The sequence below is a fragment of the Lysinibacillus sp. FJAT-14222 genome (assembly GCF_001278875.1).
GTDB classification, from domain to species: Bacteria; Bacillota; Bacilli; order Bacillales_A; family Planococcaceae; genus Lysinibacillus; species Lysinibacillus agricola.
The window spans coordinates 245,226-271,937 of the sequence record NZ_LIYL01000059.1 but is presented as its reverse complement, the minus strand read 5'-3'; the positions used below and the strand labels follow the sequence as shown (position 1 = coordinate 271,937).

Here is a 26,712-nt window from a genome sequence, read left to right as displayed (position 1 = left end):
ATGGAACAGAAGATAAATCAAAGATGTTGTACACAGGACATGGCAACACCATCTGTGGAGAGCTTTGTAACGCTTCTATTAAGTATATAAGAACCCAACTGTTTTAGCTGTGGGAGTAGTCAGTCTATAACACTTATTCTATCATTCCTAAAAATGGAACTTCAATCATTTATTCGCGCCAAATTTCGACGTCCACACCGCCACTTTATTGGTTACATTGTTCTCGAGATTGTTGATTGCTATGCATTGTTTACGATTGTTGACGCAGTGACTGACATTTTACTGGTGAGAATATTCATTTCCAGTTAGGCTTTGCAATTCGTTTAACAAAAGCAATCTAAACAACTAAAAATTTGTTGATTTTTCCTGTTTTTTGTTTTATATTTACAATATCCATGTGCTGTTTAACAGGTAACTGTTAGGCAGCTTTTTGTTTAATTCAAGAATCTGCCAGGCTATTCTTAACTAATTTGCTGTACAATCCCTCGTAAGATTAGGCCCTTTTTTATTGCCCACATGTAATAATTATTGGTACACCAATGCTATAATGATTAACCCACATATCACTTTATATTTTTGATCTCGGCCAACCTCTGGATCCACCTCTTATACCAATCATTGCCGATAACTTAAACTGTTGCAGGCCGTTAATAAACCCCATCCACCTCCATGTCATCAATTTTCTGACTAACATGCTTCTTAAACTACGAATCATGTCATATACTCGTTCAATCACTACATCATAATCTTCCATAATCCATTTAACTTCTACTGCACCGATAGCTGCTTGATTATTTTCATGAAATCCATCATAGAAAGTCTCCATTTCACTTCTCGGCAGCCGCTACTCGATGCGTATTTAGCGATCTAGCATATAGCCATACTCCTTTTTCTGTCTAGAGACATAATGCAGTTGCATATTTAGGCTTTCATCATTTTATCGTTTTGAATTGTTTGCCAGTTAGGTGAATAAAATGTTTACCCTTCAGCTTATTGATTTGTTGTGAATACAGTGGTTTTCATAGACGTTAATTTGTAAAAGGAGCTGTTATGAATGTCTTCAAAAAAAGTATCTATCGGTCTTACACAATTTACAGACTTTACTTTCAAAGGCGTTACTGGTAAAACCTCAATGGTAAGACAAATAAAATATCAAGATGAATACAACCCTGCTTTTGATTACTGGAAACCTTTACGAGATGGTATTCGAAAATTTCATGAGAAAGAATTTAGTAACGATTACCTGCTTGCTCTTGCTAACAAGGTTTCTGAAGCTAAACAAAGAAATTACCTTGAGGCAGTCAAAGCACATTTAAAATTTATTAAAAATAAAGAAATTGAATGGTTTGACCCAGGCAAATCCAATTGGAATAGCGACTATTTAACTGTACGTTCATCACCAGAACTTGGATTAAAGATTGATGGAGTTCCACACTTAATCAAGTTATATTTTAAAGGCAAGGACGAACGAATTGATAAAAATAAATGCCGCTCATCTTTGACACTATTAAATCAATCTGATTTCACCATTGAGCATTCTCCTGATATAAAACCTGCAATTTTAAATGTCCAAAAAGGACGATTAATTTCAGATGAACCCTCTACTGATGATCATCTAATTGCGCTTGAATCTGAAGCAGCGCAATTTATGGTCATCTGGAACAAAATTTAATGAAGATCATTTACTTTGGTTAATTTCTGGTACAGTACTAAGAAAAGAGAATATACTTTTTTAATAAAAAAGTTACTAGGGATATCATAAAAGAAGGCTACTCTTTAACGAGTGGCCATTTTTGTAAACTAGCTGTAGCGTCTATAACACATCGTCGTTTTTTATGTTATAATTTACATATATTACATATCGGGGTGATATTATGGAAAACAATAAATTAATTTGTAAGGCTTGTGGTAATGATTCATTTTCTGAGGGTAAACTCGATGGTTATGCCGCTTTAAAACCAGTTGACAAAGTTTTTTCTAATGGTTCTGCACTTATTTTTACTCTGTGTCAAAATTGTGGAGAAGTAGCTTCAATTAAAGCTGAAAAACCCCATAAGTTCACTAAATCCATCTAGTTTTGTTCAGGGTCACTAGACTGTAAGTGACCCTTTTTAATCGTTTCCTCCAAAAAATAAACAACCCTGCCATTAGCTCCGCTTCATGTAGTAGATCGCCTTGAGACAGATGTTAAAATTATCAAAAAAGCTTTATCTTCTTAAGCAACGTAGAATTCCATTACAAAATTAAATAGAGATCCCTACAATGAATTAAAAGCATGAACATCTAAATTCTGTAAACATTCATGCTTTTTTGCAAGGCTTCTTTCGTTGTATAGCATTATTCTGTACTATCCTTTAAAAATGAAATAGCAAAATCACGAAAACTGTTTACGACAAATGAACTTTTTCTCTTTTTATTCCAAGCAATTCCTACCGTTTGAAAGCAATCAGGATTTGAAATTTTTAATATCTTTACATTGTCTAAATACTGATCTAAAAATGAATATTTGAAAATAAAAGAGATGCCCTTTCCTTCGTTCACCAGTTGTAAAATAATCGATAAATCTTCACCTTCAAAAGCAATATTCGGCTTAAAACCTGCACTTTCAAATAATTGATTTTCTGTCGCACGGAAATTTTGCCCTGTTTCTGACAAAATAAACATTTCATCCTTTGTCTCAATCAATGAAATACTTTCTTTAGCAGCTAACGGATGATTTTTCGGGACTACTAAAAAGACTTCTTCTGTAAATAACGGAACCCACTCTATTCTTTCGTCTTTTATAGGATTGATGACAATCATTAAGTCAATTTCACCACAAATTAATTTTTGGAGCGCTAATTTATCTGGTAATAAATACTGTCGGATTTTAACATTCGGGCGCTTTTTATAAAAATCATAAAATAATTTTGGCAATAGTTTTGAATTCATTACATTAATCGCTACACTATCTTCTCTAATATTAGCCAGTTCTTGAATTTCTGTTTTCGCCTCTTGTAAATCATCTAAAGCCTTTCCCACCTTTTCATAAAAAATTCGTCCATATTCATTCAAACGAATAGATTTCCCTTTTCGATCAAAGAGTGGTACTCCTATATCATCCTCTAAACGGGCTATCGTTTTACTTAATGAAGATTGCGAAACCTCTAATTCCAATGCGGCCTGCGACATATGTTCCAAGCGCGCTACTACTATGAAATATTCTAATTGTGTTATTTGCATTATTACTCACCTTCTTATGCTTATTACTATAAAGGAATAAGTTAATGCATTCAAAAATATTGAATTCGTTTTTTAAGGAAAGCTATACTACACATGTAAAGAAGACTGACAAATATGGGGAGGCAATAATATGAATGGTAAAGATTTTGAAGGTCGAGTTGTCTTAATCACTGGAGCAGCAACAGGTATAGGTCGTGCTACAGCACTAGCGTTTGCACGTCGTGGTGCGAAAGTTGCTATTGGTGATGTGGATGACCGTGCACAAGAAACTGTAGCGCTCATTCAACAACAAGGCGGAGAAGCCGTATTCTTTCAAACAGATGTAACAAGCCCAGAGCAATTGAAATTACTTGTCAAACAAACTGTAGAAAAATTTGGTGGATTACATCATGCATTCAACAATGCAGGCGTTTTAAATAAACCAACAAAATTCGTAGATATTGAAGAAGACACATTTGATAAAGTAATGGCCGTTGACGTTAAAGGCGTATTCTTTGCAGTGAAACATGAACTGGAATACATGATTGCTAATGGTGGCGGTACAATTGTCAACACAGCTTCAGTAGCTGGTGTCATTGCTGATCCAAATATGGCACCATACGTAACAGCGAAACACGCCGTAACTGGTTTAACAAAAGCAGCTGCCATTGACCACGCTCAAGACGGTATTCGAGTAAATGCTGTGGCACCAGGCTTAACAGAAACACCAATGACTCAAATGTGGAAAGATAATCCTGAAGTTTGGAATGAAGTTGTGTCTAACGTTCCAATGGGTCGAGCTGCTAAACCAGAAGAAATTGCGGAAGTCGTTGTATTCCTTTCTTCAGACGCAGCAAGCTTCTGTAACGGCTACGTTTATGTAGCTGATGGCGGACAAGTTGCTCACTAATATTCAGAAATAATTTCCAAGTCAATTTTTAAAACATTTATCTCAAAACATTGGAAGAACGAACATAGACCAAGATTGAATATCTTGGTCTTATTTTTATTTCCTACGCTATTGCAAAATCGTAATGTACCTTACTACACGACATTTCTATGAATTATCATTGTGAAACCATTTTTAATTAGGGTTTTTAAAAATGCCAATCTCATCAGTAGAAAATGTTATTTTTATGTTAAAAGTATCTTTTTTATCAATAACATTACTTTCAGATTCTATAACTTCCTACCCACTATTTGCTATTATTAACCTGTAAAATCGCCATTCCAGATGCAGGGGGGCACAATGAAAAGCATTATCTATTTTCATTCTTTACTACAATACTTAAAATATCTCTTAATATACCAATAACAACGTCTGGTTTATCAAAATGTATCACATGTCCAGCATCTTCAACGATAATATGTTGATTATTAGTTGACAAGTTTGCAAGCTCTTCCTGAAGTCTCATCCAAGCAGCCATTGATTCCTTTGTATGAAAAGGCTGCAAACCTCCTGTCACGACAATCAATGGGGTATTTCCAAAAGATTTAGAAGTACGAACTTGCTCAAAACTTTCTTCAATCTCATCAAGAGATCCTTCTATAGTAAATTGATTATAATACGCTTCCTGAACTTCTTTTGTAAATAAGGGAGGCAATATTTTATTTTGATCCTCATGAGATGAATCTAAGAGAACTATTCCTGCGACTTCCTCTGGATACGTACTTGCAAATAATCTTACATTTATTCCCCCTAATGAGTGACCAACTAATACATACGGAGGCTTTACACCTGCTTTATTAAGTAATATACGTAAGTTATCGACATTTTGTCTACTATGTCGAGGTCTGTCATCCAATTCACTTTTCCCGATTCCTGCTCTATCATAAATGAACATTCTTGAGAACTTTGACACCTCATCTTTAATCGAATTCCAGTTTTCTAAAGTAGCTCCATACCCAGAATCGAAAACTAAAGTTGGACCTTCGTGATGCTCCCCTAACAATTCATAGTATAATTCAATGCCACCTATATCTAATTTTTTTCCTGCTTCATTTTCAATAAATTCACTCATATTTAATCCCCCATTTTTATCAAGATTTTATTATAAACACCATAGAGTTAATAAAACTTTTTAAAATAAATAGTTGGAATAAACTTCCTTGTTGCCAGATCACCAGTACTCCCAAATAAGACAATCAATTGCCTATTACTCTGTGTCATCATCTTTCATTTAAAATTTCTCTCCTCATTTAGAGGCAGCTTCTTCAAACATGAATTCAAGTTTTTGTGCTAATTTATCAATTTCTTGTTAAATCAGTTCGTATGTTACTTCAACAGGGTGAGTAAAAGCAAAAGATACTAATATTTATGTGAAAACAATTTCTATTATTAATCTTTTATTTCCATCATCATTCTCCTTTACTTTTTCTTGTTTATGTTAGTACCATATCATTTACTATGAAGATTTCAAAATCAGATTTTTCAATCAATTGTACAATTTTCGAAAAAACAGTTAAGTATCAAATAATGTACCGTTCAATGCTGCTATATATCGATTGGCCGATGCTGCAACTCTGTCCTTTGCTTCTGTTTTTATAACTCATATAAACTAGAAAATTAAAGGTTCTGGCGTGTTGATTAAGAAAATATAGGGCTGCCCGATAAAAGGATTTTTTACAAACTCAGTTTAATTTCACAAAAAAAACCAGGCTCAAATTTAATTGAGGACCCGGTCAGTATTATCGTTTAACTTTTAAACCTAGTAATTCAGCAAAGCCAATTGCTTGTTCACTGGAAATCACACAACCGCTTAAATTTTTTAATGTTACATTTAATCGTTCAAATGTACATGTGCTTATATCTACATTATTTAGAGGCGTATCGCTAAAATCAACTTCATCAATGTTACATTTTTCAAATTTCATTTTCTTAAATTGGCAGTCGTAATAGCTTGTACTACGTAATGACGACTGTTCAAAACAAACCTGTTTTAATCTTGTTTCTCCAAAGTTACATAAATTCATCACACAATCTTCAAAAGAAACGTTTCCTAAATTGGCCTCTGAAAAATCAACACCTACTAGTTTACAGTTTTTAAATGTAACTCGATGTATAATTCCCTCGTTAAATTTTGAGTTAGATAAGTCACAGTTTTCAAAGATTACATCGGTCATATCAATCTTGTTAAAGTTCGAGTTAATCAAAGATACTTTCTGAAACATAACTTTAGATAAAATCAAACGTTCAATACTATCATTTTCTCTACTTGTATTTGAAATTAGTTGATTTGATAAATAAGGTTCCTCATCATAAAAAACATCTTCAAAAGTTCCTTTAACCAAATCATTTGGAATAAGCGGGAGTTCAATTTTAAATTTTGTAGTCATTCGATTTGTCCTTTCTCATTTTTATTTCGCTACTTATTTTACCCCTCCCCATTCTTTATCTATAGTTTTACATATTTAAATATTAACTACAACTAACTACTCGACGTGTCATTTTATAAAGAAAATTCTCCTAACACTTGAAGCAATTAAGTCAAATATTTGAACGTATGTTCGCTTTCTATTATAATTGATTTTATCTTAAATAAAAAGGAGTTTTGTCTTTATGAGTCAAAGAGTTGCTTACTACGATGTTGCACCTGATGGAATGAAAATTATGATGGATATGGAGAAATACACGAAGACGTCGACAATTCATCGAACGATTAGGGAGCTTATTAAAATTAGAGTTTCTCAAATTAATGGGTGCGCCTACTGTATAAATTTGCATACAGCTGATGCTCGTAAGATGGGTGAAACTGAGCAGCGTATTTATTGTTTAAATGCTTGGAATGAATGCTCTTTTTATACACCAGAAGAGAAAGTTGCTCTAGAACTAAGCGAACATATTACGCTAATTCCTACTAAAAGAGTTCCTGAAGATCTCTATAAAAGAGTACGTGAACACTATGACGAGAAACAATATGTTGACCTTGTACTAATCATCAATCAAATTAACAGCTGGAATAGGATTTCGATTGCAATGGGAAATACAGTGACTGAATAGTAATTACTTATAAACGAACATTTTGAGGTGTTCGTTTTTCTCTTTTATTGCGGAATTATTTATAGTTTTCCCAATTTAAATTACCACAACCCGGAGATTGTGGTAGAAAATTTTATGCTTCTTCTCTTATTATTTATTACGTCTTGAGGAAGTGTTTTCGTTGTGTTGTTTTTCTTTAATTGAATTGTCCATTTGTTCTTTTGTAAGATCATTTTCTTCACGCACATCTAAATCATCAGGGCTTAAATCTGACCCAAATTCTACTTGATCTACTTCACTTTTATTTCGTTTTTCTTTTGTCATAATTATCACCTCCGATATATAAATTATCCATTTTGGCGTAATTTATACTTATAAGAATAGATGCTAAATCTTACACTATTTCCTCGGTAATAAGCTATTCTGATATCACTTTAAAGTAATTATTTAACAATGCGGAGTGTATCATTACAATTTATGAGTGACTTTTCATTATTCCACAACTATATTTATAAAGTACTTTGAATAAAAGGAGAAATAAGTTTATGGCTGAAAAGTATGTGCATCACATATGTATACAAACTAATACATATGCTGAATCTTTAAATTTTTACACGGAAGTATTGGGATTTGAACTAGTACAAGAGTCAACAAACTTCCACGAAAGACATTTTAATACTTGGTTAAAACTCGGAGCATTTTATATTGAACTCCAAACCGAGAAATTTAATAAAGAACTTGATGCATGCAATTCAAATGCTCAGGGGATTGTACATTTCTGTTTATGGGTTGACAATCTTAGCCAAGAGGTAGAACGATTAAAGGATATGAATGTTAATTTTATTTGCAAAAAGGATGAAATTATTTATAAAGTTGAAAATGGCCATCTCTGTAAGTTAAAAGCGCCTGAAGGAACCATTATAGAAATCCGTGATAATAAAGGAATATAAAACACGAAAATATGCCAGGTACTCATTATTAAGTGAAACTATAATCAGTGGTGGTTTTCTTCATCCCCCACTGATTAGCCCTCACCAATCGGGCTTTTACAGGCAGTTAATCTCCCACCTAACTTCTTTGCATTCGCTTCATTTCGAGGTGGGAGTCTTCCACTAGACGCTTCACTTTCGGTACATATAAATTACTGCCCGTTAATGCGGGATCAAAATGGTTAGATGTAGCTATCCTAAGTTTTTCTCTACTTATAATCCCCTCGTTTTTTGTCCAAGCTAAAACTAAACCACTTTACTCCTCAAAATTACACAAGAATTTCAAAAGTAGGGATCAAAAAATGAAGAAAAAAATTACGTTAATAGTTAGTTTAACAGCTGTACTATTGCTTTCTGGATGTTGGGATGTCTCTGAACCACAAAGAATGTACTATATTGACGGGATTGGTATCGATTATAAAGATGGTCAATATGAAATATATATGCAAATCATCAACTTTGCTAGTGTTGCTAAATCTGAAACGCCTAATCCTCAAGCGACACAGGCAGAGGTTGGATTTGCTAAAGGAAAAACGATGGAAGAGGCATTTTTTAAATTATACCGCTCCATTGACCAAAAAGTTTTCTGGGGACATATGACTTTTCTTCTTTTCTCAGAGGATGCCTTGAAACATGAGAATGCAATCCCCATTATTGACAGTTTTTTACGCCATCGGGAAACAAGATATCAAATATTGACTTATTCTACACAGGAACCTATTAAAGATATTCTTTTAGTCACACCGATATTAAATAAATCGTTAACAGCTTCAAAACTTAGCAATCCATTGCATACAAAAGATTTAGAAACATATGTAGAGCCCGTTGATTTACGAAAACTAGTTATCGACTTAAATGAGCCGAGTCATGAAGTTAATATTCCATTCGTTACAATCAACAAAAACTGGGAGACAACCAACGAGCCAACAGTGGAAACTGCCTTAACAGGTGTCGGAGTACTTTCAAAGGATGGATTTAAAGGCTTTATAAATAATGAGGCGGCAAGAGGTATCCAATGGATGACTCCCAAAAAAACTCGTGGAGAAGTAACCTTTAAATTAGACAGTAGTAAAGAAAGAGATTACTTAACAGTAGATTTAGAAAAATTAAGTTTAGACGTTAAACCCATTGTTAAAAACAATGAAGTAAAATTTGAAATTGATGTAAAATTTAATGCGATAATCAATGGTTTCAAAGGAAAAGTATCCTCTGACGAAATAAGAAAAGGTATTATTAAGTCAGTTAAAAAAGATATAAAATCAACATATGAAGAGGGCTTAAAGTTAGATGTTGATATTTACCGCTTATCAGAGCAGCTATATCGAAAAAACGTAAAGGTATGGAAAAAAATAGAGAAAGATGGTAAGGTTCCATTGACAGCAGATTCAATTAGTAAATTAGATGTTACCGTAAATAAAATTAATCCTGGTCGAAAATCATTTGCTGAAACAATTAAAGAATAGCTATTCAAAGAAAATCCCTCAATATTTACTATTTGAGGGATTTTAGCTTTATTCCTTTTTCTTATTGTATGATGAATTTTATTTTCTAGAGAAAATATCTTTTATAGCACCTATTAGCGCGTATGGAAGTAACGTAATGGCAAAGAATGCAGTGAACAAATTAAATTCGGGTGTGTTATATGGGGTAAACCATTCTATAAAGAGCTTGTGCCACCATTTTGTGTTGTCTTCATCTCATACAACTATCTTGTTTTCCGATTGTGTCAACTATCCAACGGTAATATTCATTTCACTAAAGTAAATCCTCAATAATAACTTTGATTTTCCCTACTATGTGTTATAATGCTTTTAATGGCTAAACCATTAAAAGGGCAAGACCAATTCTGAGCTGTAGCGTTGTCATACGCTGCAGCTTTTTATGTTATCATTTTTTCATAAATACTAGGATAAATTCCAATGAATGCATTTGTAATTGCTGCCTCAGCTGAATCTAAAATCAAAAAATTAGTAACACAAATCTGAGAACTTGAAAGAGACATAATACATAGAAAGAATGTTCCTGCTTTGATAAGAGTATTTGCTTGAATAAGAAAAAGACCACATTCAAAATGAATTGAAACCTGGCCATATAAGCTTTGTATATAAAATTCTTATCTCCATTGAATTTATTATTTTTACCATACCTTCTACTTGAAAAATTCTTTACTTTCTTGAATAGCTTTATTTACCTCAGTGTATTCCCCGTCCCCCAAAGAAAATGGAATTATGCTGAAATCAATATAAACTGTTCCCCCATCGTTAGTACAAATATTCTTTTTATATGTACTTTTGCATGCAAATTCCCTAAAATGGTAATGTAAAGGGAGTGAATAACATTAAACAGCTTAATCGGACGACGAACCACTATCACTGCAACTAGACGTATCATTATAACTAGAAGCACCATCTGAACAATTGTGTGAATCTTGTACGGAAGCAAATGTACCTGTTGAACTATAATCAGTAGTATGAGTACTCGCATGATTAGAACGATTTCTTGCTGAATCATCATTATTATGCGATTCCTTTTTCACGGAATTGATTACCACCATAAAAATGATTAATCCCATCATTACAATAAAGAACCCCATTCTTCCTCTCCCCCCTTCGGATACTAATTTAATTTTATCATTACGTACGTCAATTCACCATTTTTACCCACTTCCGTTAATTAGATGACGCTGATTTTCGTTGGGCGAGGTCGCTTAAATTCATTAAGTAGATTTACATTGGGATTTCCAGTAGCTATATTTAAAATTCGTTCGTCACAACTTTAAATCCTAATGTTTCAGCTTCTTGACGGTCAAAACCTTCATCTAAATGCATACACCAAAACTTTGAACGTAAATCTCGACTGACTAACTCACTAAGTTTTCGTAATGACAAATGCACATTGCCTTCATAATCCGCTTTACAAGTATCGACATAAACATAATCATAGACCTGACTCGATTCATTTGGATTTAGTAAAGATAATTTTAGGCTATTTGTATCTCCTGTATAATAAATAAGTTTGTCATCAATATATAATTCAATTGAATAAGAAGGGATCTCCTCAACATGACTAGATTTTTCAAATAGTACTTTACAGAAATTTAGATTGTACTGTGTATCTGATTGAAATTTTTTTGTTATGCAATGAAGTTCTGGGATAACACCATTGATAGCCAACAGTTCCTCTATTTTCACATCATGAACGGAATAAACAGAAACAGTAGGTTTTGCGAATTCTCCATGACAATAATAGCTATAAAAAATAAAATCAGCTAGGCTTCCTACATGGTCCGCATGAGTATGAGTTACCAATACATGGATGTGCTCAATACCTTCTAATATATTATTTTCTTTAATACGGTGAAAAATATTGCTACCACAATCAATAAGTAACATCTGATTACCTACTTTATAATATGCTGAATTATTACCTAATTTTGTATTAAATGCACTTCCTGAGCCAATAAATTTCAACATAAAGCAATCTCTCCATTTCCTTTATTTAGTAAACATCATTGTAGGTTAACTCCTTCTATCCCTACCCTTTGATTTATAATTTCATTCTGTTCATGAAACATTTTCTTGCTAAGAGAATTATTGACAACAATGCGTTTATGTAGTATTTTCTGTCTTTAATTTGGGATATTCACCAAATAAAAAATATTCTCTTAGATTTTCTTATACTATAAATATAAATTCGATTCAAATGGAAAGGATACTATAGTGTCAAATTATCTTATACTCTATGACGAAACAACTGGCTATGACTCCGCACTAAGAGCCTATATTCATTCACTTCATCAAAAGCATCCTGAAACTGGCTATTTCTATCTACCTAAAAAAAATGATGAGCTTGCTATTTTTATTCCGAGCATTTCGTAAATTGCACGATTTTAAATGCACCTGGCAATGCTAATATTTTATTGACACATTTATTATCAACTATTAAGCCAGTTCAAGATAATGAACATAATGATCAACAGCCAGATGTTTTTGTGCTATTTAGACCTGATACGATTCAAATGTATTTCCTAGAACATTTTTTGCAAGAAGCAGACTTTAACCTTCATTTATTTATGTTGGAATCTAACTATACGTCAAGTAGCTTAGCCATCAATCATCAAAGATTTATTTCAAACATGGATTTCCAAAAAGTGATATTATAACTACTTTAAACCTCAAGTATTGTAGTACATGCCTACTATACTTGAGGTTTTCTGCAAAAAGAGCCATGCCTTATTAGATGTGACAGAGAGATCTGCTCAAAACGATATGAGTTAGATCCCTATTACGCTTGAAAATCTAGCTCTGATTAAACTTCTCTTTAATATTGTTTGGTAACTCATCCACATTCATTACTTCGGGATCACCAGTGTATCCTTCTAAACTTCTTGGAACACGGATGATTGTCCCTTTTTCAAATGGTTTTTCTACAAAAAAAGTGATAACCTTTTCGTTTCCATCTTTATCATACCCATCTACTACATATACGTAATTACTATTGCCTTCTGGAGTTTGTGCTTCCTCGTTAATTTGAACATAGAAATCTTTTTCAATCAATGCACCCTTTTCACCACAACCAACTAACAAAATAGTGAATAACAAAGTTATCGTTATGAATTTCATTTTTTTCATTTCTATTACCTCCTCATTTTCTAACGAAATCGTATCGCTACAAAAAAAGTATAGATAAATTCTCCACTACTTTAAATTTCGGAACATGACAGTTAGCTGACAAAATTGTCATCTTGAAAAACTATGTCTGAACTGAGGTTAATATAATTCATCTCATACTCCCTGTCATTCCCCTGAATGTTTCCAAGATTTTTTGACGTTCAGCTGCAAAATCAATAGCTTGTCCAGCCTCTGTATCAATGTTGTCTTTTTGGCGGTGATGGAACCATTCTGGGACAACTTCTTGACGCGGTTTTTGACTGGACAGATTAGAATGTAGTTGTTGTTTTTGAGCTTTAAAGCGAAGTCGGTCCGCTTCTACCTCCTCAATTGTTTGAAACTTCTTGTGGATCCAATCGTGTAAAATCTTTTCAACGTAATTCCAACGAAGTACATTGTTTTCTACTGCTAGTTTCATAGCATGAATAACGAGCTCTTCTGAAAGATCATCAATCCAATTTCCGATTTTGTATGCTACATGAGAAGATAGAGAGCCAAAGCCATTTTGCTCGTAAAACTGGAATGCCGTTTGTGTTTTTGGAAAATTCTCTACTGAGGAATTGCTCTCATCATCATTATTATTTTTATTTAGTAAATTATTATTTAGTAACTTATTAATTAGTAGTGACGGGTTTTCCGTTAGCGGTTTCTCCGTTGATGGATTAACCGTTATCGGATTTTCAGTAAACGGTGCAGCTTGTGGTGTTTCGAACACTAAGAGTTCCATTTTGCCAAACTTTCCAAGGTTTGTTCTGCCCTGCTCCTTGTGAATAAAGCCTGCTTTCGTTAGTTCCTTAATAATGCTGGCAGTTGTATCACGACCACATTTGCTACGAGTGGCTAAATCAGAAATACAAAATGACCAATCATCTGGCAGTGACAACATGTAAGCAAGCAAACCTTTTGCTCTCCAGCTTAAACTAATGTCATTCAAAAATCCTTTGTCTAACACAACATAACTCGCCTTTTTTTGAACTCTAAATATTGCCATAATGCCCTCCTTTTTTAAGTTCTTTGAATTAAATGGACAATTGCAATCACATCCCATAGCAATTCTTCATTCATTAACTTATATACAGGTCTTGACAACAATAAGGGACAAAGTTTTCATATTTTGTTTGAAAAGCAAAAAAATTAGGACATGCTATAATGGCATGTCCTAAACTAGTGATTTACTTTGTCTTACAGCATTTTATAACTAATAGTTGTTCCTTTATTACGATCTCAACGTTTTATTTATATAACTCTTTATAAACGATTACTTTTAGTGCCATAATTTCATCGTCTGTTAATTTACCTTCCATTTCTTGAATGACCTGTTCCTTCGTCATTGAACCGTTTTGTACTTTTACTCTTATATTATTAAGCTCCGAGATACCAACTTTTTGAATTAATACTTTTGTAGCTTCCTCTTTTGTTGTAAACGGCAATTTGCTGCTGTCTGCTGTTTTAGCCTCTTCCACAAATGTTTTTAGTTCAGGGTCACTTTCAATCGTATTCTTTATCTCGTCTATTTGTCCACTGTCCTCTAATTCTGTTGATAACGTCTCAACGATCTTATCGGATGCAAACTTCGTACCATAATGATAAACCCCATAACCAATAGCACCGAGGATAATTACAAAGATTAGTAGGAATTTAATGAATCTCATATTCTCACACTCCTTAATTCTAAAGTTTATAATACTATATAGTGTGGATGGATGAGAAATGATAACCTTGCATACGGAAAATACGAAGTTACTGCTGGTAGAGTGGCAAAACTGTTGGATAAAATTTTAAATGGTACTCTCCCGGTTGAAATTTTTAACCGGGAGCTTTTTGTTTATTTTATATACTTCAAATACTTTTTCACAAAATCTACAATGTAATGCACTTCTTCTTCTGTAATATTGAATAAATTGCTAACTTTTTGTAATTTTCCTGGAGATTTTAATTGTTCCAGCACTTGATCGACCCTCATGTATTTACATTTACGAGGGTTTACACAATTTCTAATTTGCTTGTAGCGAAGATAGGCATAGCGAGCAAAAGCATTTAGCATCTCCCGCTCCTGCTCATCCCGTTGTAATTTTTTTGCGGCTTCATCAATCACTTCAGAATCAAATATCCTTGTACCATCTGTTAATTGCATAGTACCACCTCTCAGTTACATAAAGTTGATGTCAAACATAGCCTGGCATTAGACTTAAGACGGTCTCCATTGCATCTAGTCATAGCTATTAGATGCATAAGAAAAGGCCACACCTAGTTAGATGTGACTCTTTTTGTAATTTTCTTTTAAAAGCATATAATAAGCCTTTTCCAAACCTTATAGAATAATCAATAGCCATACACCCTCTGATTGATAAAAATACGTCGAATAATATTTTGTTTCAAAACGTTTAGCGAAATTTCATCTATACTTGCATCTTGCAATTAACTAAAATGGAAATACAATGATTTTCTTAATTAATAACAAAGGAGAAAGAAGCAGAGGAACAATCAATTTTATGTGAACTGGAGCGGTCATCATGTTAAACTGACTTGGCTACCAAAGAAAAAAATTGACGATTACAGCGAAGTAACAAGTGTACATGGAGTTTGTTTCTATAAAGGAAATGTTTTGTTGGTCCATGTAAATGGCAGAGGTTTTAATGAAGAGGCATTGCATAGAAAGGCATTTGAAGAAGGTTATGTAAAGGGACATATCAAGTATATCGGAGCAATTGAAGTCAATCATGAAGACAATCCTTTATTTAATGCTGGTGGTAAGTACCCTTTAATCGGTTATCAAATGTTTTATCGCATGGAAATTCAAGAGTGTCTCCCATTTCTTCGAGAGTATGAAACGATTTCACGCATTTGGGTTGAGCCGGAAGTAGTACCTTATATAATCAATGACCATGAGATTTCACAATTAGTATGACAAGAAGCTTTATGTAGCAAACCTTCTTACCCTATAGACTAGCAACTCATTTACATGTTCAGCTTTTATTTTCAGTTAGGAGGCAGATGCATGAGGTATTTAATAGGCATTCTCGGTGTTTTAATTATTTTATTTGGCAGTTTGTTGATGAGCATCACAAGTGATACCTTTTTAGAAAGAAATATTCTTTATAAACTTTTTGGAGCAATCATATTTTTTGTAGGACTTAGAGTTTTACAGAAGCAAATTCATCAAAATAAACACTAAAATAAGTAGGATATGCATGAAGTTATTTATTTAGCTAATGCTACAACAAAATAAAAATCCATTAAGATAGTTTTTGTATGAAGAGGTAAACTCCTGGTCGAAATTTTTGACCAGGAGCCATTTTTAACGTACTTCTAACATTTTTGTTAGAGCGGAAGAACTTCGCTCCTTTTAATCCCATCTATCAATCTTAATGACTCTAGTAGAATTATTTGTTGTTACTTTAACCGTTAGATTCCAATCATGATCTTTCGAATATCCCACACCACAAGCTGTTGCATTATTGGCACCTTCAATTGGTGTACTAGCAGTATAGGCTTCTAACGTTTTTCTGATTTGTCTTAATTCCGATTTAAGCGTTTCATTGAAGAATCCTCTGCCTTTCCCTTCCGAAGAGTCCTTTACTCCATCCAATATAAAGAAAATGTGACTTCCAGAATGAGGGACCGACTCTTCACCCCATAAATTTGGTGAAGTTGTAATACCATTTACCCTTACAAAATTATTTACTTGAACACTCCATGAATCATCACTAGCGTATGAATGGCTACTGATATTCGGCTGTTGCCCTTTAACATAATCAAATTCGAATACATCAGTTACAAAACCTTCCCCACCAGCAACTCCAACATATGAGAATGTTTTTCCGTTTACTTCTAGTTCCATTTTGAATGGCGTGCTTCCTTGTCCTCTTTCACAATAGTTATGAACATAAAATCTATAATGTCCGACTGGGGCATTTTCACTCCATCTGATATTTTCAACAGGGGAAGGGTTTCTATGCCTCCCTCCATTCATATCGATATCTAACCAGCCACCAAATCTGTCACTTTTATCTCCATAGTAGACGTGTTCCCCTTTTGGTGTTATACAATGTAAATCTAAGTCTGTGTAGCCTTCCCATATTAATGAAGCTCGTATTTCATTATTTTCATATCTTCCGCCCGCACTTTCTACTCTTCTTTTAATTTCGCCATCTATTCCTCCGTGATAATACCAACTAAAAGAATTGTTCCAATGTAAAATATTTGGCGCTGTTTCATCGGACGCAGTAACTAATGCCATTAAACGGCTAGGATTATCAATCAATACTTCAATATTTTCGGCTGTTGGTAGTGTTGTTCGTTGGAATTTATCCCATGTCATTACTGTACTCGGAAGAGATACTTTTGATGTGGCTTTTTTCTTAGGAATAATACTTGAAAATACGCCCTTTTTTTGTTCAACAACTTTAGGCTCAGAATGATTTTCCCACAAAAATGACGGAATCTCTTCAAAAGTAGCATATCTTCTTAGCAAAGAATTGGCGATTCCTAATTTTTCAACAATTTTTTCTGCTTCTACAATAGCATTTTGTGTTGGCGCAGCTTGTGAGCGCATGTAATTCGCTGGATTCATCTTCTCAGCAAAACGGCGAGCAACCGATTCAACTGACATACCTGAAGCTATGTCATCTAATAATGTACCGATCATAGAACTTCTTACATGACAGAATCCAGCTGGAGCTGTCGCAACAGCTAACCAAACAATATTTGTTTTCTGATTATTATTACCTACACTATTACGTTTTTCATGCAATGTTTTAAACCATTCTGCAACCCCTAATACTCTATCTGAGCGGTATAATGCTTCTGATTGTAATAGAACTACTGCTTGTTCAGCTGTCTCGATAGAATAATCAAGTAATGCATTGGTTAGCATCTTGAATTCTTCTAACTTCTCAGCCATCACTTGTCCCGCAGTTTGTAATCTAAAGCTATTCACAATTTCTCCAGGGACTTTAACGGATAGATGATTCCACTCTCCTGTACGAGGATAACCTAATATTGGTGAGTCTGAAATAAACACACCAATGACTTTTGAGTTTAAAACTACTGATTTCATTGCAGAAACAGCAGCTTTAAAAAATGGAGGAGTGACATCCTCATCCCACATAGCTGATGCAATAATGCCATTTTCATCAATCGTTACAAGACCACCAAATCGCTCAATGAAATGTATACAAGCGCTACAAGTATAATGTTGTTTAGCTTCTACTGGTAAATTTTCTAAATACAAATCAAATAGACCTTGAGCATTTGTTTTAAATAATTTGTTACTACTACTAATCGCTTCATCAAAATAGCTTTTTAAATTTTTTTCGAATTCAGGATATCTATCATTATCATTAATATACACTTTATTTGTCATTTCTATATTCTCTTTCACTCTCCAACATCTCCTTAGTATTTTAAATTTGTGAAATCACTTTATGTGGTTCTTGACGAAAAATATTTGTTTAAATATATGTCAAAAACACACCTTAATTCATTAAATTTCCTATATATGTAATTTTTTCTATTATACTATATATCAGAAATACTATGAATATTTAAATACACAAAGTCTAGGCACTTGATTTATACGAGGTAGTTATCTCTTAAACAATGAGGCATGCGAATTCAAAAAAGGTGTGTAAATATGCGCTTTTAAAAAAGAGAAAGTAAACTTTACACGAACGAACTATTTTATTACAATTATGGAAATTTATCTTCCCATAAAAGAAAGAGAATAAACATGAAGAATAGATTGGAAGAAATACGAAAAAAAAATGGTATAAAACAAGAGGAACTTGCTGCTGCATTAGAAGTATCAAGACAAACAATTGGATCCCTTGAAAATGGAAGATATAATCCATCTATTATTTTGGCATTTAAAATTGCACGGTACTTCGGAATGACTATAGAGGAAATCTTTATTTATGAGGAGGAATCGAATAATGAAAAATAAATTATTATGGTCAATAATCATTGTTGGTATGTTACTTTTAATTTCGGCTATCATTTTAGGTGTTGTTGGTGCAGAAATTTTAAACATACCTTTTATTAGAATGGATTTAGTACCAATAGGAGTTGGATTTTGTGGAGTCATGTTATTAGGTACTGGCATCACTCAATTGGTAGATGAAAAGAATAAGACAAAAGAACAACTCGTTGAGGAACATGATGAACGAAATATAACAATTAGTTAAAATGCGAAATCCAAAGCATTTGATTTGATGATTAATTTATTTGCCTTTGGTCTTCTAGCATTGGCGATGTTTGGTTATATGAATGAGGTTTCTTTTTTCAGTCTAATAGCACTTTATTTTACCTGCTATGTTTACTACTTATATCGCCTTAAAATAAATAAGGAGAGCATGTAGAGATGTCCAGACGTGACTCATACAAAATTCTAAAAGTGCAAATTGTCCCTTATAGCTTTTATTTTTAAATCTAATTCACAGGCATTTCACTATACAAACATAGCTACCAAATCATATTAATAGTAGTGTAAAGCTAACTTAGCTTTGCACCTCCTAGTTTGTGGTTTAGGGTCACTTTGGTTCGAGTGACCCTTATTTACTTCTCTTTCATTATTATCCGAATTCCCCTCATTTTTTTGTGCCTATACTGGAGAAAACTCCCGAGGGAAGAGTCTTCTTCATCGTATAAAATTTTCGATACCTTTCGGGAATGGTTAAGCCTTTTTTTGCATCATCCCAAGCTATGGAGCTTATCTTCCAACCATAGGGCGTGCGAATAAACTGTATCGTTTTCATGCCCATTGTATCAAATGCTTCACCAGACAACACACCTGTTTTTCATAAAGGCTGAAGCGACGAGCGATATTTCCGAAAATTTCTGTGATTTCGTACACTTCTTCTTCCTTGAAATTCATCAAGTTACCTTCGCTTAATAGTTTCTCACGGGATTCGATGAACTGTGTAAGATTGTAAATAATAGGAGCGCTATCTGTATTTTAAATGATCATGGCCTCTGGAATAAATAATTCGGAGAGGGCGTGCACATTCAGTTTATATCCATTTTCATTGGTAAACGCATCAAAAAAGGAGGCGGATAATCGATCTAGAATTTCTTTTGTTTCTGATGATTCCCACTGTTTTTTGATGTGGTTTTCCGTTTCATCAAACACTAAAAGCTTAAGCTCTTCCGAGTCATTGGTCATCTGGATCAATCTCTCAAACCGAAATCCTAGTTTTTCTAGCAGATTGGTGGAAGCCTGATTCTCTTGAGTCGTGATTGCCACAATGCGAGTTAGTCCTAATGTGTCTTTTCCATATGACATTACTGCGGAGGCTGCTTCATAGGCATAACCTTTTGACCAATACTTTGGTCGAAAGGCAAATCCAATATCCACATCTTCCAAGGAATCTCTTTTTACCAGACCGCAAATTCCAATCGGGGCACGACCCTCCTTTCGTTCCACCAAATAGAGGCAGAAACCGAGTTGTTCATACATGCGAACAGGTCCATTCAAAATATAGGTCCTTGCATCATCCAGCGTTTTCACACTGAAATCACCTATGAACTTCAACCAGGAAGGATCGTTCAAAAGCTCCAGGATAAACGCCACATCATCAGTTGTTTGTAGGCGAAGGACAAGTCGATCAGTCTCAAGAATTTTCAATAAAATTCACCAACCTTTAGTATTTTTTAAATTAACTAATTATATCAGATGAAACTTTATCCAATCTGTAATAAAGGATGGTGCTTATTCTTTTTGTTTAAAGATTCTAATTTTAGTTGGCGTATAATTTTAATAGCTCATGTATTGGTAAACTATTAGTATTATCAATCTTAATAAAATATGGTAATTGCCACTTTTGTGTTACAATAGCTTGTTTGCTAGTGGGAGTATCCCAACAAGGATAAACTCTAATTGCCATTTTCCCCTTTGTATTGGCGGTTTTAAGGATGTTTTGTTTTAAAAGAACTTCTTTTGGAAAAACGAATTGGCCAAAATCGCCATTACTATTAAATGTGTTTATTACCAATAGATCAGTTGCATTGTCATATGAAAATGCTTGGTTTTTATTAGCTTCATCCTTTTCCCAAAATGCAACAAATTGTCCTATCTTGTTAGGTGTTATTTTTGCGACTCTAAATCTAACCGATGTAGAATTTAACTGAAATAACCCAGCCCCATAATCTGAATTTTGAGTTTCTTCTTGAATGTTTTCTATAATTAAATGATTAGGTTCATAAAGTAATTCATTTACATATGTTAACGTCTTATTAAATTTATTCATAGTTTTACTCCTTACCATACACTACGATATACCAGTATACTATCTGCAGACTTGTCACCGTAATTGCTTATTAAAATTTCATTTGTCTCTTCATTTTGATTTACTGTTCTTAATTTAGCTTAAGTCCACTTCTATTATCGTGTTAATTGAACAGAACGAGCATTGTACGTATTCCGATGCCTGTTTCTTTATATGTGTCATTCGAAATTGCTAACACCAATTGTTTTGACAATCATGGATTCTTCATCACACAAGACAAGAATATCTGTTCTTATTTTATCATCACGAGAGAGGTTTGACTATCGCCAACCGACATTCATCCCAAATTCCATTCAATGACGCAAATGATGAAATAATGATTTGATTTTACACAGTTCAAGGAGGAAATGCTGATGAATATCAGAAACCATAACTCCAATTTCCCAACTGATTCTCCTGAAATTTATGCAGCTAAACTGACCTATATTGGTGCATCTATTTCTACATTAGGAGATAGTTTACAAGCAATTGCAGCCGGTCTTGCATTGGAAGTATTGAAAAAATATCAAACAACCATTAAACAATTCGAAGCTTTTTTTAAAATGTAGTGTTACAACCATGAAATTGAAAGAACAAACAATTAATAAAAACCCCCTTGAAATTAGACATGTATTTTACATAGTCTACTTCAAGAGGATCTTTGCACTGTTGAATCAACTTCCCAAACCCTTCGTAGTCATTCCACCGCTATTCATGCGCAGCTCAAATAATTCCCTTTTGTCTTGAAAGTCTTACCTAAATGATACTTTTTTCTTATCTTTCCGTACAATTAAAAACATATATAGGCTAAATAACAAAATGATTGAGATTGTTACTGCTAAAGAATATGTATCTTGAATCTTAAAAAAGAAAGAATTCATGGAATTTAATAACCCAAGCGATACTAAGAATACCCAATAGTTATTTTTTCTTTTCGAGTGATCTTCGTTACCTTGTAATTTATTTAGATAACTAGCAGAAAGCCAAATAAAGAAAGGTAAGAAAAATACAATTGAAAACGTTAGTATAGCCCAGCCGCTAAATGGCATAGCACAAACACCTCCCTGAACAATCCTTATTTGTTATACGATTGAAATTTGTAATGGTTTCAATTTTATTATTCTAAAAAAATTAAATAACATTCAGGCTACTAATGCATTTATGATATTTCCAGTATTTATCAATTGCCTACATACTTTCCTAAATCACTCATACTACTACTTCCGTATGGTTGCCCTCTTATAGTTTTTGTATCAGGCGTGCTGATTTGGAAAATGCTATAGCGTTTTTACAAGTTGTAGCTTGTGATTTAAAACAACTCAATTCCTATTTTGGATATTTATCAACTTTCATCAGGAGCTTTTTTTCATTTCATTTAATAAAAATAAAACTAAGGCAGGAACTGTAAAAAGTAAAAAGGGTAAAAGGAATTTAAAATGTCCTGACATAAATAAACATAATGTAGACAACGTTAATGCAACTGTCGAAAAAATCAAAATTCTTTCGTTCAAATATCCACTTTTCACCTTTCTTTTTCTCAAAATAGAACGACTTAACATCAAGGTTTTCAGTAAGTAATAGTCATAATCAATTATGCCCCGGCATCATTGCGTCCGGAAAGGAGTTAAAGATTCAGGGCCCTTCACCTCAACATTGTTTATTTATCTACACTTTCTTTTGTTTACTAAATTCCATAGCAAGAGAAAAATTCATCTTGTCCCGTTTCTATGCATTACTTAGTTCTAAATTCTTCCTGTCACTGCAAATAACACTCTTAAATCCTCAAAAGAGTTCAGGAAATATTAATTCACTTTGTTTGATGAAGAATAATTGGATCCATTTGCCTAAATTACCTCACTTAAAAGTTCAAAAAACGCTCAAGAGTTCTGAGCGTTCTTTCCATTCAATTTCATTTACTTAAAAAATAAAATAAAACCGCAACAACAATATTTGGTAAAGCAATGTATAAGGAATTTAACGTAATTTTATTGCGTTCGTCCCTATGTTCTGATGTTTCGGTAGCAATGTTTGCCCTCATCCTATCCCCACTAACCATGGAACCTGAAAAAATCATTGAAATTCCAATGAAGACACAGCCGACCGTTCCTGAAACTAAATAAACCTGTTCCATCCCCCAAAAAATCATTGCTATTAAAACACTGAATAATGATAATAAAACGCCAATTAATAAATACCTCAACTCTAACCCCTCCCCTCCTTATTTTACGTTCAATCACACTATTTTGTTTCAAATTTAAGTTAAACTTTTTTGTATGATATCCATAATTTTAACCCGTGTTTTACGATATGCAGATACCCCTATTTTACCTAAAGAAATCAATAAATTTCTTCAATATTACTGCTGTAAAAATTGAGCGAATGAAAAACGCTATACAATCATCCTTTGTCGATGAGAGTATTGCGATTTTTTTATTAGTCTTCAGGCTGTCATTGTTATTTAGCAAAGATTTCTTCAATTTGGTCAAGCATAATATCAGCTGCAAGGATGCCGCCTGAGAATGAATCTGTATAGTAGATTCGAGATTTATCGGCCATAAAGAGAAACCTCTTGTTTCGTTTTATTCATCACCAAAAAGTTGGAGATGATATTATGTATATAAGTTGATTAGAGCAGAGGCTGACGACTCCTTAAGGTCAGATCACAACGTCACAGATGAGACCCTGGAGCGCATCGAACGCACCCCAGGAAGCTCTACGCGAAAGCGAAGCGGCAGCGGCAATTTTTTATCTGTGCGAAAGCGAAGCGACAGCTACAATTTTTTATCTGTGCGAAAGCGAAGCGACAGCAACAACAAATGTTTTCTGTAGCGAAAGCGAAGCGGCAGCTACAATTTTTTATCTGTGCGAAAGCGAAGCGACAGCAACAAAGCGCCCAGTCGGAATGGAAATCAACCTCACGGTGATGAGCCACTTTTATAATCTGCTTGTATTAACTTGCCAACTATGTAATTTATCAGAATTCTATAACTTTAATATTCCATCATTGGAGGTAAAGCAAAATGGCAATAGAAGACCAACTAATACAGGTAACAAAAGAAACGCTTGTTGATTTAGTCAATCTTCGGTACGAAAAACTTAAAAATGAAGATAAACTAAACGATGAGATTGAGGAGTTTTTAAACGAGGTTATTCCGATGCAAGGTGTACTTACTTTACCACCAAGTGATGAAGATATGGACATAGACGTATACGAATACAATGATAATAGCGGATTTGGTACAGAAATAAGATATTTATGGTTTGACGATGAAGAGAGTCAGTTAGTACTTTTTTGTGAAGCTAAAACAGACACAGAAAAATCCAAGCTTACCGAATTTTATATCGACACAATTGATGCATAAGTAAAACAATAAATTTGATGAACCGTTCATAAATAAAGGGGTTTTTTCTTCTAAAAATATAAATAAGCCTATTCAAGACGACAGGGAAAGTCATGAGTAGGCTTATTTTTCAAAGCTGTTGATAGTAATATATTTATATATTCCCTAAATACTCTACAGATAACTCTTGCTCTTTAATATCATTATCCAAGGAGACCTTATATGCTTTACTATTAGGCTTTGAACTAACTATTTTATGGATTTCTTGATTGATAAAATGAACTGCTACTCCATCATCTATGGCAAGTCCAGATGAGAGCTTATTAGCTTTAACCAAATTATGATAAGCTGGTCTTCGATAGATTTCTCCATCATAATGAGGACAATTACTTCCTGGAAGAAACCCTAAACATGTTATCGGCTCTAAATCTCCTCCAAATGAATCTGTTATTCCTTCCTCGAACCAACAGATTGAACCAGCACTAATGCCTGTTAAAAGGATTCCCTCATGCCAAGCAGTCTTAAAAATACTATCTAACGACCATTCTCTCCATAAAGCTAAAAGGTTTTTAGTATTTCCTCTCACCAACATAAATAATATCCTTTTCAAAAATAAAACTTTCTAAATCACGAGTAGGTGGAGAAAAAAAGATTTCCGTTCCGACTGGGGGCGTCCGATGAGAAAAGCAAAGCTCAGTTTACATTAGGAACCGAGCAATTAACTATTTTAAGCTTTCTAATCCTTACTTTTTTTATCTTCATTATTTAATTTTTGAATCTCAAGTAGCTCAGAAATCGTTACAAATTTATATCCCTGATTTTCAAGTTCTGGTAAGATTTTTTCCAATGCTCTCACGGTTTGCTCACGATTTCCACCACCGTCATGAAATAACACTACACTACCTGGCTTAGCACCTTTCAACACCGTGTTGATAATTTTCTTTTCCCCTATCTTTTTCCAATCAAATGTATCTAAATGCCATGACCACATCACAACTTTATACCCTTCTTTTACAATTGCATCAATCATGGCATCCGTATATTGACCTTCAACTGGTCTAAATAATACAGGAGAATATCCCGTAATACCATATATTGTTGCATGTGTTTGTTTTATTTCTTTCATTAAATTGGAAACATTTGTTCTAAAAGGATGCGTATATGTGTGAATGGCTAGTTCGTGTCCTTCTTCGTGGACACGTAAAGCAAGCTCTGGGTTTTTTTCTGCGTTTTCACCCACAATAAAGAATGTGGCCTTGGCATTGTATTTGGATAATATATCTAAAATGTCAGGTGTGTACTTTTTATGAGGACCATCATCAAAGGTTAAGGCAATAACTTTTTCATCCGTTTTTATATCCCACAAAATTTGTCCTGCTTCTTCGTAATATTTTCTGCCTTTGTCTGCAAACGATTTTTCATTTACAAAAAATACAAATATTCCTAAAATGCATAGTGCGATTAATAGATAATATTTCCTCAAGTTTTCACCTCCTGCAAATAATTATTTCTAATCATTATTATTTGAGGTTTAAACTAAAAGATGCTTTATTTTTTTGTATTTTTATCTGTATGAAAAACCAATTACAATCCAAAATGAATGTAAAACACAGAAAGCAATAAAAAACAGCACATTCTTATTCCAAATGTTATATTATTAGGTAGGAGTGTGATTATTTTTGATAATAAAGGTAAAAAAAGAAGATTTTGATCTAAATTGTTCCAACCTTAGTCAAAGATGCTTTGAACCACTAATTAGAAATTATAAGGTAAAAGTGTCCAAAGAATCTAACAGCAGTACTGTCCAAGTTAAAGAACGCTTTTATGAGGAACTTACTGAAGGCCAAAGAGCATTATTTATGTTTTATGTTTATTATAACCATGTTAGTAAATCCCTTATCGAATTTTATTGGTGGAGTGCTTATTTCATGGCTCAGCCTAAAAATTGGGCAGCGCTCAAAGCATGTTTTAGGTATTTTAATGATGAATCTTTTCTTTTACTCCTTGAGAAAATTGAACAGGAGCTGAAACGCCATAATCACCCTATTACATTAGAAAATTTTACAATCACTCGAGATGAATTAAATCAAAACAAAGACCTCCAAGCATCATTTGAATCGCTATATGTTATTTTCGAGAGTATTTATCCAACTACTATAAAAAAAGTAAATAATCTCATTGAAAAGAATTTACAAGAGTTTATACAAATAGAAAATTAAATACTCCCCTTCAATAAATACAATCAACTACGACATCTTCAATTTTTTT

Annotated in this window: 31 protein-coding genes and 3 pseudogenes; 15 read left to right on the top strand and 19 right to left on the bottom strand. The window is 33.5% G+C overall.

Going from position 1 to position 26,712, the window contains the following annotated elements:
- Positions 1-568 precede the first annotated feature (568 nt).
- Positions 569-826, bottom strand: coding sequence for a hypothetical protein (locus AN161_RS25030; RefSeq protein ID WP_053597021.1), 258 nt, complete (start codon positions 824-826; stop codon positions 569-571).
- 228 nt (positions 827-1,054) lie between these two features.
- Between AN161_RS25030 and AN161_RS25025 the strand changes: the two genes are divergently transcribed.
- Entirely contained in the window at positions 1,055-1,672 is a 618-nt protein-coding gene (locus AN161_RS25025) for a hypothetical protein (RefSeq protein WP_053597020.1), read from the top strand.
- A 202-nt stretch (positions 1,673-1,874) separates the two neighbouring features.
- Entirely contained in the window at positions 1,875-2,075 is a 201-nt protein-coding gene (locus AN161_RS25020) for a hypothetical protein (RefSeq protein WP_053597019.1), read from the top strand.
- A 262-nt stretch (positions 2,076-2,337) separates the two neighbouring features.
- On the opposite strand, the gene AN161_RS25015 is transcribed toward AN161_RS25020, so the two are convergent.
- A complete protein-coding gene (locus AN161_RS25015) occupies positions 2,338-3,222 on the bottom strand; it encodes a LysR family transcriptional regulator (RefSeq protein ID WP_053597018.1) in 885 nt (294 codons plus the stop codon).
- Positions 3,223-3,352: 130 nt separating this feature from the next.
- On the opposite strand from AN161_RS25015, the gene AN161_RS25010 reads away from it, so the two are divergent.
- Positions 3,353-4,111 carry a glucose 1-dehydrogenase gene (locus tag AN161_RS25010; protein ID WP_053597017.1) on the top strand — a complete coding sequence of 253 codons (759 nt, stop codon included), beginning with the start codon at positions 3,353-3,355 and terminating at the stop codon, positions 4,109-4,111.
- Between the two features lie 349 nt (positions 4,112-4,460).
- Here the strand turns inward: AN161_RS25010 and AN161_RS25005 are convergent, their stop codons facing one another.
- Together AN161_RS25005 and AN161_RS25000 are read right to left on the bottom strand one after the other, a co-directional pair.
- The gene (locus AN161_RS25005) at positions 4,461-5,222 is read right to left on the bottom strand and encodes an alpha/beta hydrolase (protein ID WP_053597016.1); all 762 of its coding nucleotides are present in this window, start codon (positions 5,220-5,222) and stop codon (positions 4,461-4,463) included.
- Between the two features lie 667 nt (positions 5,223-5,889).
- The gene (locus tag AN161_RS25000; protein ID WP_053597015.1) at positions 5,890-6,537 is read right to left on the bottom strand and encodes a pentapeptide repeat-containing protein; all 648 of its coding nucleotides are present in this window, start codon (positions 6,535-6,537) and stop codon (positions 5,890-5,892) included.
- Between the two features lie 223 nt (positions 6,538-6,760).
- On the opposite strand from AN161_RS25000, the gene AN161_RS24995 reads away from it, so the two are divergent.
- Positions 6,761-7,201 carry a carboxymuconolactone decarboxylase family protein gene (locus AN161_RS24995; protein ID WP_053597014.1) on the top strand — a complete coding sequence of 147 codons (441 nt, stop codon included), beginning with the start codon at positions 6,761-6,763 and terminating at the stop codon, positions 7,199-7,201.
- A gap of 129 nt (positions 7,202-7,330) precedes the next feature.
- On the opposite strand, the gene AN161_RS30260 is transcribed toward AN161_RS24995, so the two are convergent.
- Positions 7,331-7,504, bottom strand: coding sequence for a hypothetical protein (locus AN161_RS30260; RefSeq protein WP_198926940.1), 174 nt, complete (start codon positions 7,502-7,504; stop codon positions 7,331-7,333).
- Positions 7,505-7,725: 221 nt separating this feature from the next.
- On the opposite strand from AN161_RS30260, the gene AN161_RS24990 reads away from it, so the two are divergent.
- Both AN161_RS24990 and AN161_RS24985 read left to right on the top strand, forming a co-directional pair.
- Positions 7,726-8,130: a VOC family protein gene (locus tag AN161_RS24990; protein ID WP_053597013.1), complete on the top strand. Its 405-nt coding sequence runs from the start codon at positions 7,726-7,728 to the stop codon at positions 8,128-8,130.
- Between the two features lie 341 nt (positions 8,131-8,471).
- Positions 8,472-9,632, top strand: a complete 1,161-nt coding sequence (locus tag AN161_RS24985; RefSeq protein ID WP_053597012.1) for a Ger(x)C family spore germination protein — start codon at positions 8,472-8,474, stop codon at positions 9,630-9,632.
- Between the two features lie 78 nt (positions 9,633-9,710).
- On the opposite strand, the pseudogene AN161_RS27940 reads toward AN161_RS24985, so the two are convergent.
- From AN161_RS27940 to AN161_RS24975, 3 genes and pseudogenes are all read right to left on the bottom strand, one after another.
- Positions 9,711-9,839, bottom strand: a pseudogene (locus AN161_RS27940) (YfzA family protein); the annotation flags it as partial.
- 677 nt (positions 9,840-10,516) lie between these two features.
- Positions 10,517-10,762: a hypothetical protein gene (locus AN161_RS29190; RefSeq protein WP_143115064.1), complete on the bottom strand. Its 246-nt coding sequence runs from the start codon at positions 10,760-10,762 to the stop codon at positions 10,517-10,519.
- A 160-nt stretch (positions 10,763-10,922) separates the two neighbouring features.
- Positions 10,923-11,642: an MBL fold metallo-hydrolase gene (locus AN161_RS24975; RefSeq protein WP_053597010.1), complete on the bottom strand. Its 720-nt coding sequence runs from the start codon at positions 11,640-11,642 to the stop codon at positions 10,923-10,925.
- A 246-nt stretch (positions 11,643-11,888) separates the two neighbouring features.
- On the opposite strand from AN161_RS24975, the gene AN161_RS30005 reads away from it, so the two are divergent.
- Positions 11,889-12,047, top strand: coding sequence for a hypothetical protein (locus tag AN161_RS30005; RefSeq protein ID WP_158003105.1), 159 nt, complete (start codon positions 11,889-11,891; stop codon positions 12,045-12,047).
- A 420-nt stretch (positions 12,048-12,467) separates the two neighbouring features.
- On the opposite strand, the gene AN161_RS24970 is transcribed toward AN161_RS30005, so the two are convergent.
- From AN161_RS24970 to AN161_RS24955, 4 genes are all read right to left on the bottom strand, one after another.
- Positions 12,468-12,800 carry a DUF1093 domain-containing protein gene (locus tag AN161_RS24970; RefSeq protein ID WP_053597009.1) on the bottom strand — a complete coding sequence of 111 codons (333 nt, stop codon included), beginning with the start codon at positions 12,798-12,800 and terminating at the stop codon, positions 12,468-12,470.
- A 148-nt stretch (positions 12,801-12,948) separates the two neighbouring features.
- Positions 12,949-13,830 (bottom strand): DnaD domain protein, encoded by an 882-nt coding sequence (locus AN161_RS24965; RefSeq protein ID WP_053597008.1) that lies wholly within the window; start codon positions 13,828-13,830, stop codon positions 12,949-12,951.
- A 241-nt stretch (positions 13,831-14,071) separates the two neighbouring features.
- On the bottom strand, positions 14,072-14,491 hold the full coding sequence (locus AN161_RS24960) for a hypothetical protein (protein WP_053597007.1): 420 nt from the start codon (positions 14,489-14,491) through the stop codon (positions 14,072-14,074).
- Positions 14,492-14,664: 173 nt separating this feature from the next.
- Complete coding sequence (locus tag AN161_RS24955; RefSeq protein ID WP_053597006.1) at positions 14,665-14,973, bottom strand: hypothetical protein; 309 nt, start codon at positions 14,971-14,973, stop codon at positions 14,665-14,667.
- A 360-nt stretch (positions 14,974-15,333) separates the two neighbouring features.
- On the opposite strand from AN161_RS24955, the gene AN161_RS24950 reads away from it, so the two are divergent.
- Together AN161_RS24950 and AN161_RS30000 are read left to right on the top strand one after the other, a co-directional pair.
- Positions 15,334-15,747, top strand: coding sequence for a DNA mismatch repair protein MutT (locus tag AN161_RS24950; RefSeq protein WP_053597005.1), 414 nt, complete (start codon positions 15,334-15,336; stop codon positions 15,745-15,747).
- A 90-nt stretch (positions 15,748-15,837) separates the two neighbouring features.
- Positions 15,838-16,014, top strand: coding sequence for a hypothetical protein (locus tag AN161_RS30000; RefSeq protein ID WP_158003104.1), 177 nt, complete (start codon positions 15,838-15,840; stop codon positions 16,012-16,014).
- Between the two features lie 171 nt (positions 16,015-16,185).
- Here AN161_RS30000 and AN161_RS24945 read toward each other — a convergent pair whose 3' ends face one another.
- Positions 16,186-18,222 carry a hypothetical protein gene (locus AN161_RS24945; protein WP_241774645.1) on the bottom strand — a complete coding sequence of 679 codons (2,037 nt, stop codon included), beginning with the start codon at positions 18,220-18,222 and terminating at the stop codon, positions 16,186-16,188.
- Positions 18,223-18,570: 348 nt separating this feature from the next.
- On the opposite strand from AN161_RS24945, the gene AN161_RS24940 reads away from it, so the two are divergent.
- Complete coding sequence (locus AN161_RS24940) at positions 18,571-18,783, top strand: helix-turn-helix transcriptional regulator (protein ID WP_053597004.1); 213 nt, start codon at positions 18,571-18,573, stop codon at positions 18,781-18,783.
- Positions 18,773-19,024 carry a hypothetical protein gene (locus AN161_RS24935; RefSeq protein ID WP_053597003.1) on the top strand — a complete coding sequence of 84 codons (252 nt, stop codon included), beginning with the start codon at positions 18,773-18,775 and terminating at the stop codon, positions 19,022-19,024. The genes AN161_RS24940 and AN161_RS24935 overlap by 11 nt, the downstream gene beginning before the upstream one ends.
- A 947-nt stretch (positions 19,025-19,971) precedes the next feature.
- Here the strand turns inward: AN161_RS24935 and AN161_RS24925 are convergent.
- Positions 19,972-20,463 (bottom strand): annotated as a pseudogene (locus AN161_RS24925) (GNAT family N-acetyltransferase); the annotation flags it as partial.
- Positions 20,464-20,575: 112 nt separating this feature from the next.
- Positions 20,576-21,085: a MepB family protein gene (locus tag AN161_RS24920; protein ID WP_053597002.1), complete on the bottom strand. Its 510-nt coding sequence runs from the start codon at positions 21,083-21,085 to the stop codon at positions 20,576-20,578.
- Positions 21,086-21,477: 392 nt separating this feature from the next.
- Here AN161_RS24920 and AN161_RS24915 point away from each other — a divergent pair, with 392 nt between their 5' ends.
- Positions 21,478-21,672, top strand: a complete 195-nt coding sequence (locus AN161_RS24915) for a hypothetical protein (protein WP_241774644.1) — start codon at positions 21,478-21,480, stop codon at positions 21,670-21,672.
- 183 nt (positions 21,673-21,855) lie between these two features.
- Here AN161_RS24915 and AN161_RS24910 read toward each other — a convergent pair whose 3' ends face one another.
- Both AN161_RS24910 and AN161_RS24905 read right to left on the bottom strand, forming a co-directional pair.
- Positions 21,856-22,152, bottom strand: coding sequence for a hypothetical protein (locus tag AN161_RS24910; protein WP_053597001.1), 297 nt, complete (start codon positions 22,150-22,152; stop codon positions 21,856-21,858).
- An 860-nt stretch (positions 22,153-23,012) separates the two neighbouring features.
- Complete coding sequence (locus tag AN161_RS24905) at positions 23,013-23,303, bottom strand: DUF5316 domain-containing protein (RefSeq protein WP_053597000.1); 291 nt, start codon at positions 23,301-23,303, stop codon at positions 23,013-23,015.
- Positions 23,304-23,777: 474 nt separating this feature from the next.
- Between AN161_RS24905 and AN161_RS29185 the strand changes: the two genes are divergently transcribed.
- On the top strand, positions 23,778-24,173 hold the full coding sequence (locus AN161_RS29185; RefSeq protein ID WP_143115062.1) for a hypothetical protein: 396 nt from the start codon (positions 23,778-23,780) through the stop codon (positions 24,171-24,173).
- A complete protein-coding gene (locus tag AN161_RS24900) occupies positions 24,124-24,465 on the top strand; it encodes a hypothetical protein (protein WP_053596999.1) in 342 nt (113 codons plus the stop codon). The genes AN161_RS29185 and AN161_RS24900 overlap by 50 nt, the downstream gene beginning before the upstream one ends.
- Positions 24,466-24,598: 133 nt before the next feature.
- On the opposite strand, the pseudogene AN161_RS24895 reads toward AN161_RS24900, so the two are convergent.
- Both AN161_RS24895 and AN161_RS24890 read right to left on the bottom strand, forming a co-directional pair.
- A pseudogene (locus tag AN161_RS24895) lies at positions 24,599-25,091 on the bottom strand (peptidase E); the annotation flags it as partial.
- 89 nt (positions 25,092-25,180) lie between these two features.
- On the bottom strand, positions 25,181-25,927 hold the full coding sequence (locus AN161_RS24890; protein ID WP_053596997.1) for a polysaccharide deacetylase family protein: 747 nt from the start codon (positions 25,925-25,927) through the stop codon (positions 25,181-25,183).
- Positions 25,928-26,123: 196 nt separating this feature from the next.
- Here AN161_RS24890 and AN161_RS24885 point away from each other — a divergent pair, with 196 nt between their 5' ends.
- A complete protein-coding gene (locus tag AN161_RS24885) occupies positions 26,124-26,663 on the top strand; it encodes a hypothetical protein (RefSeq protein ID WP_053596996.1) in 540 nt (179 codons plus the stop codon).
- Positions 26,664-26,712 lie beyond the last annotated feature (49 nt).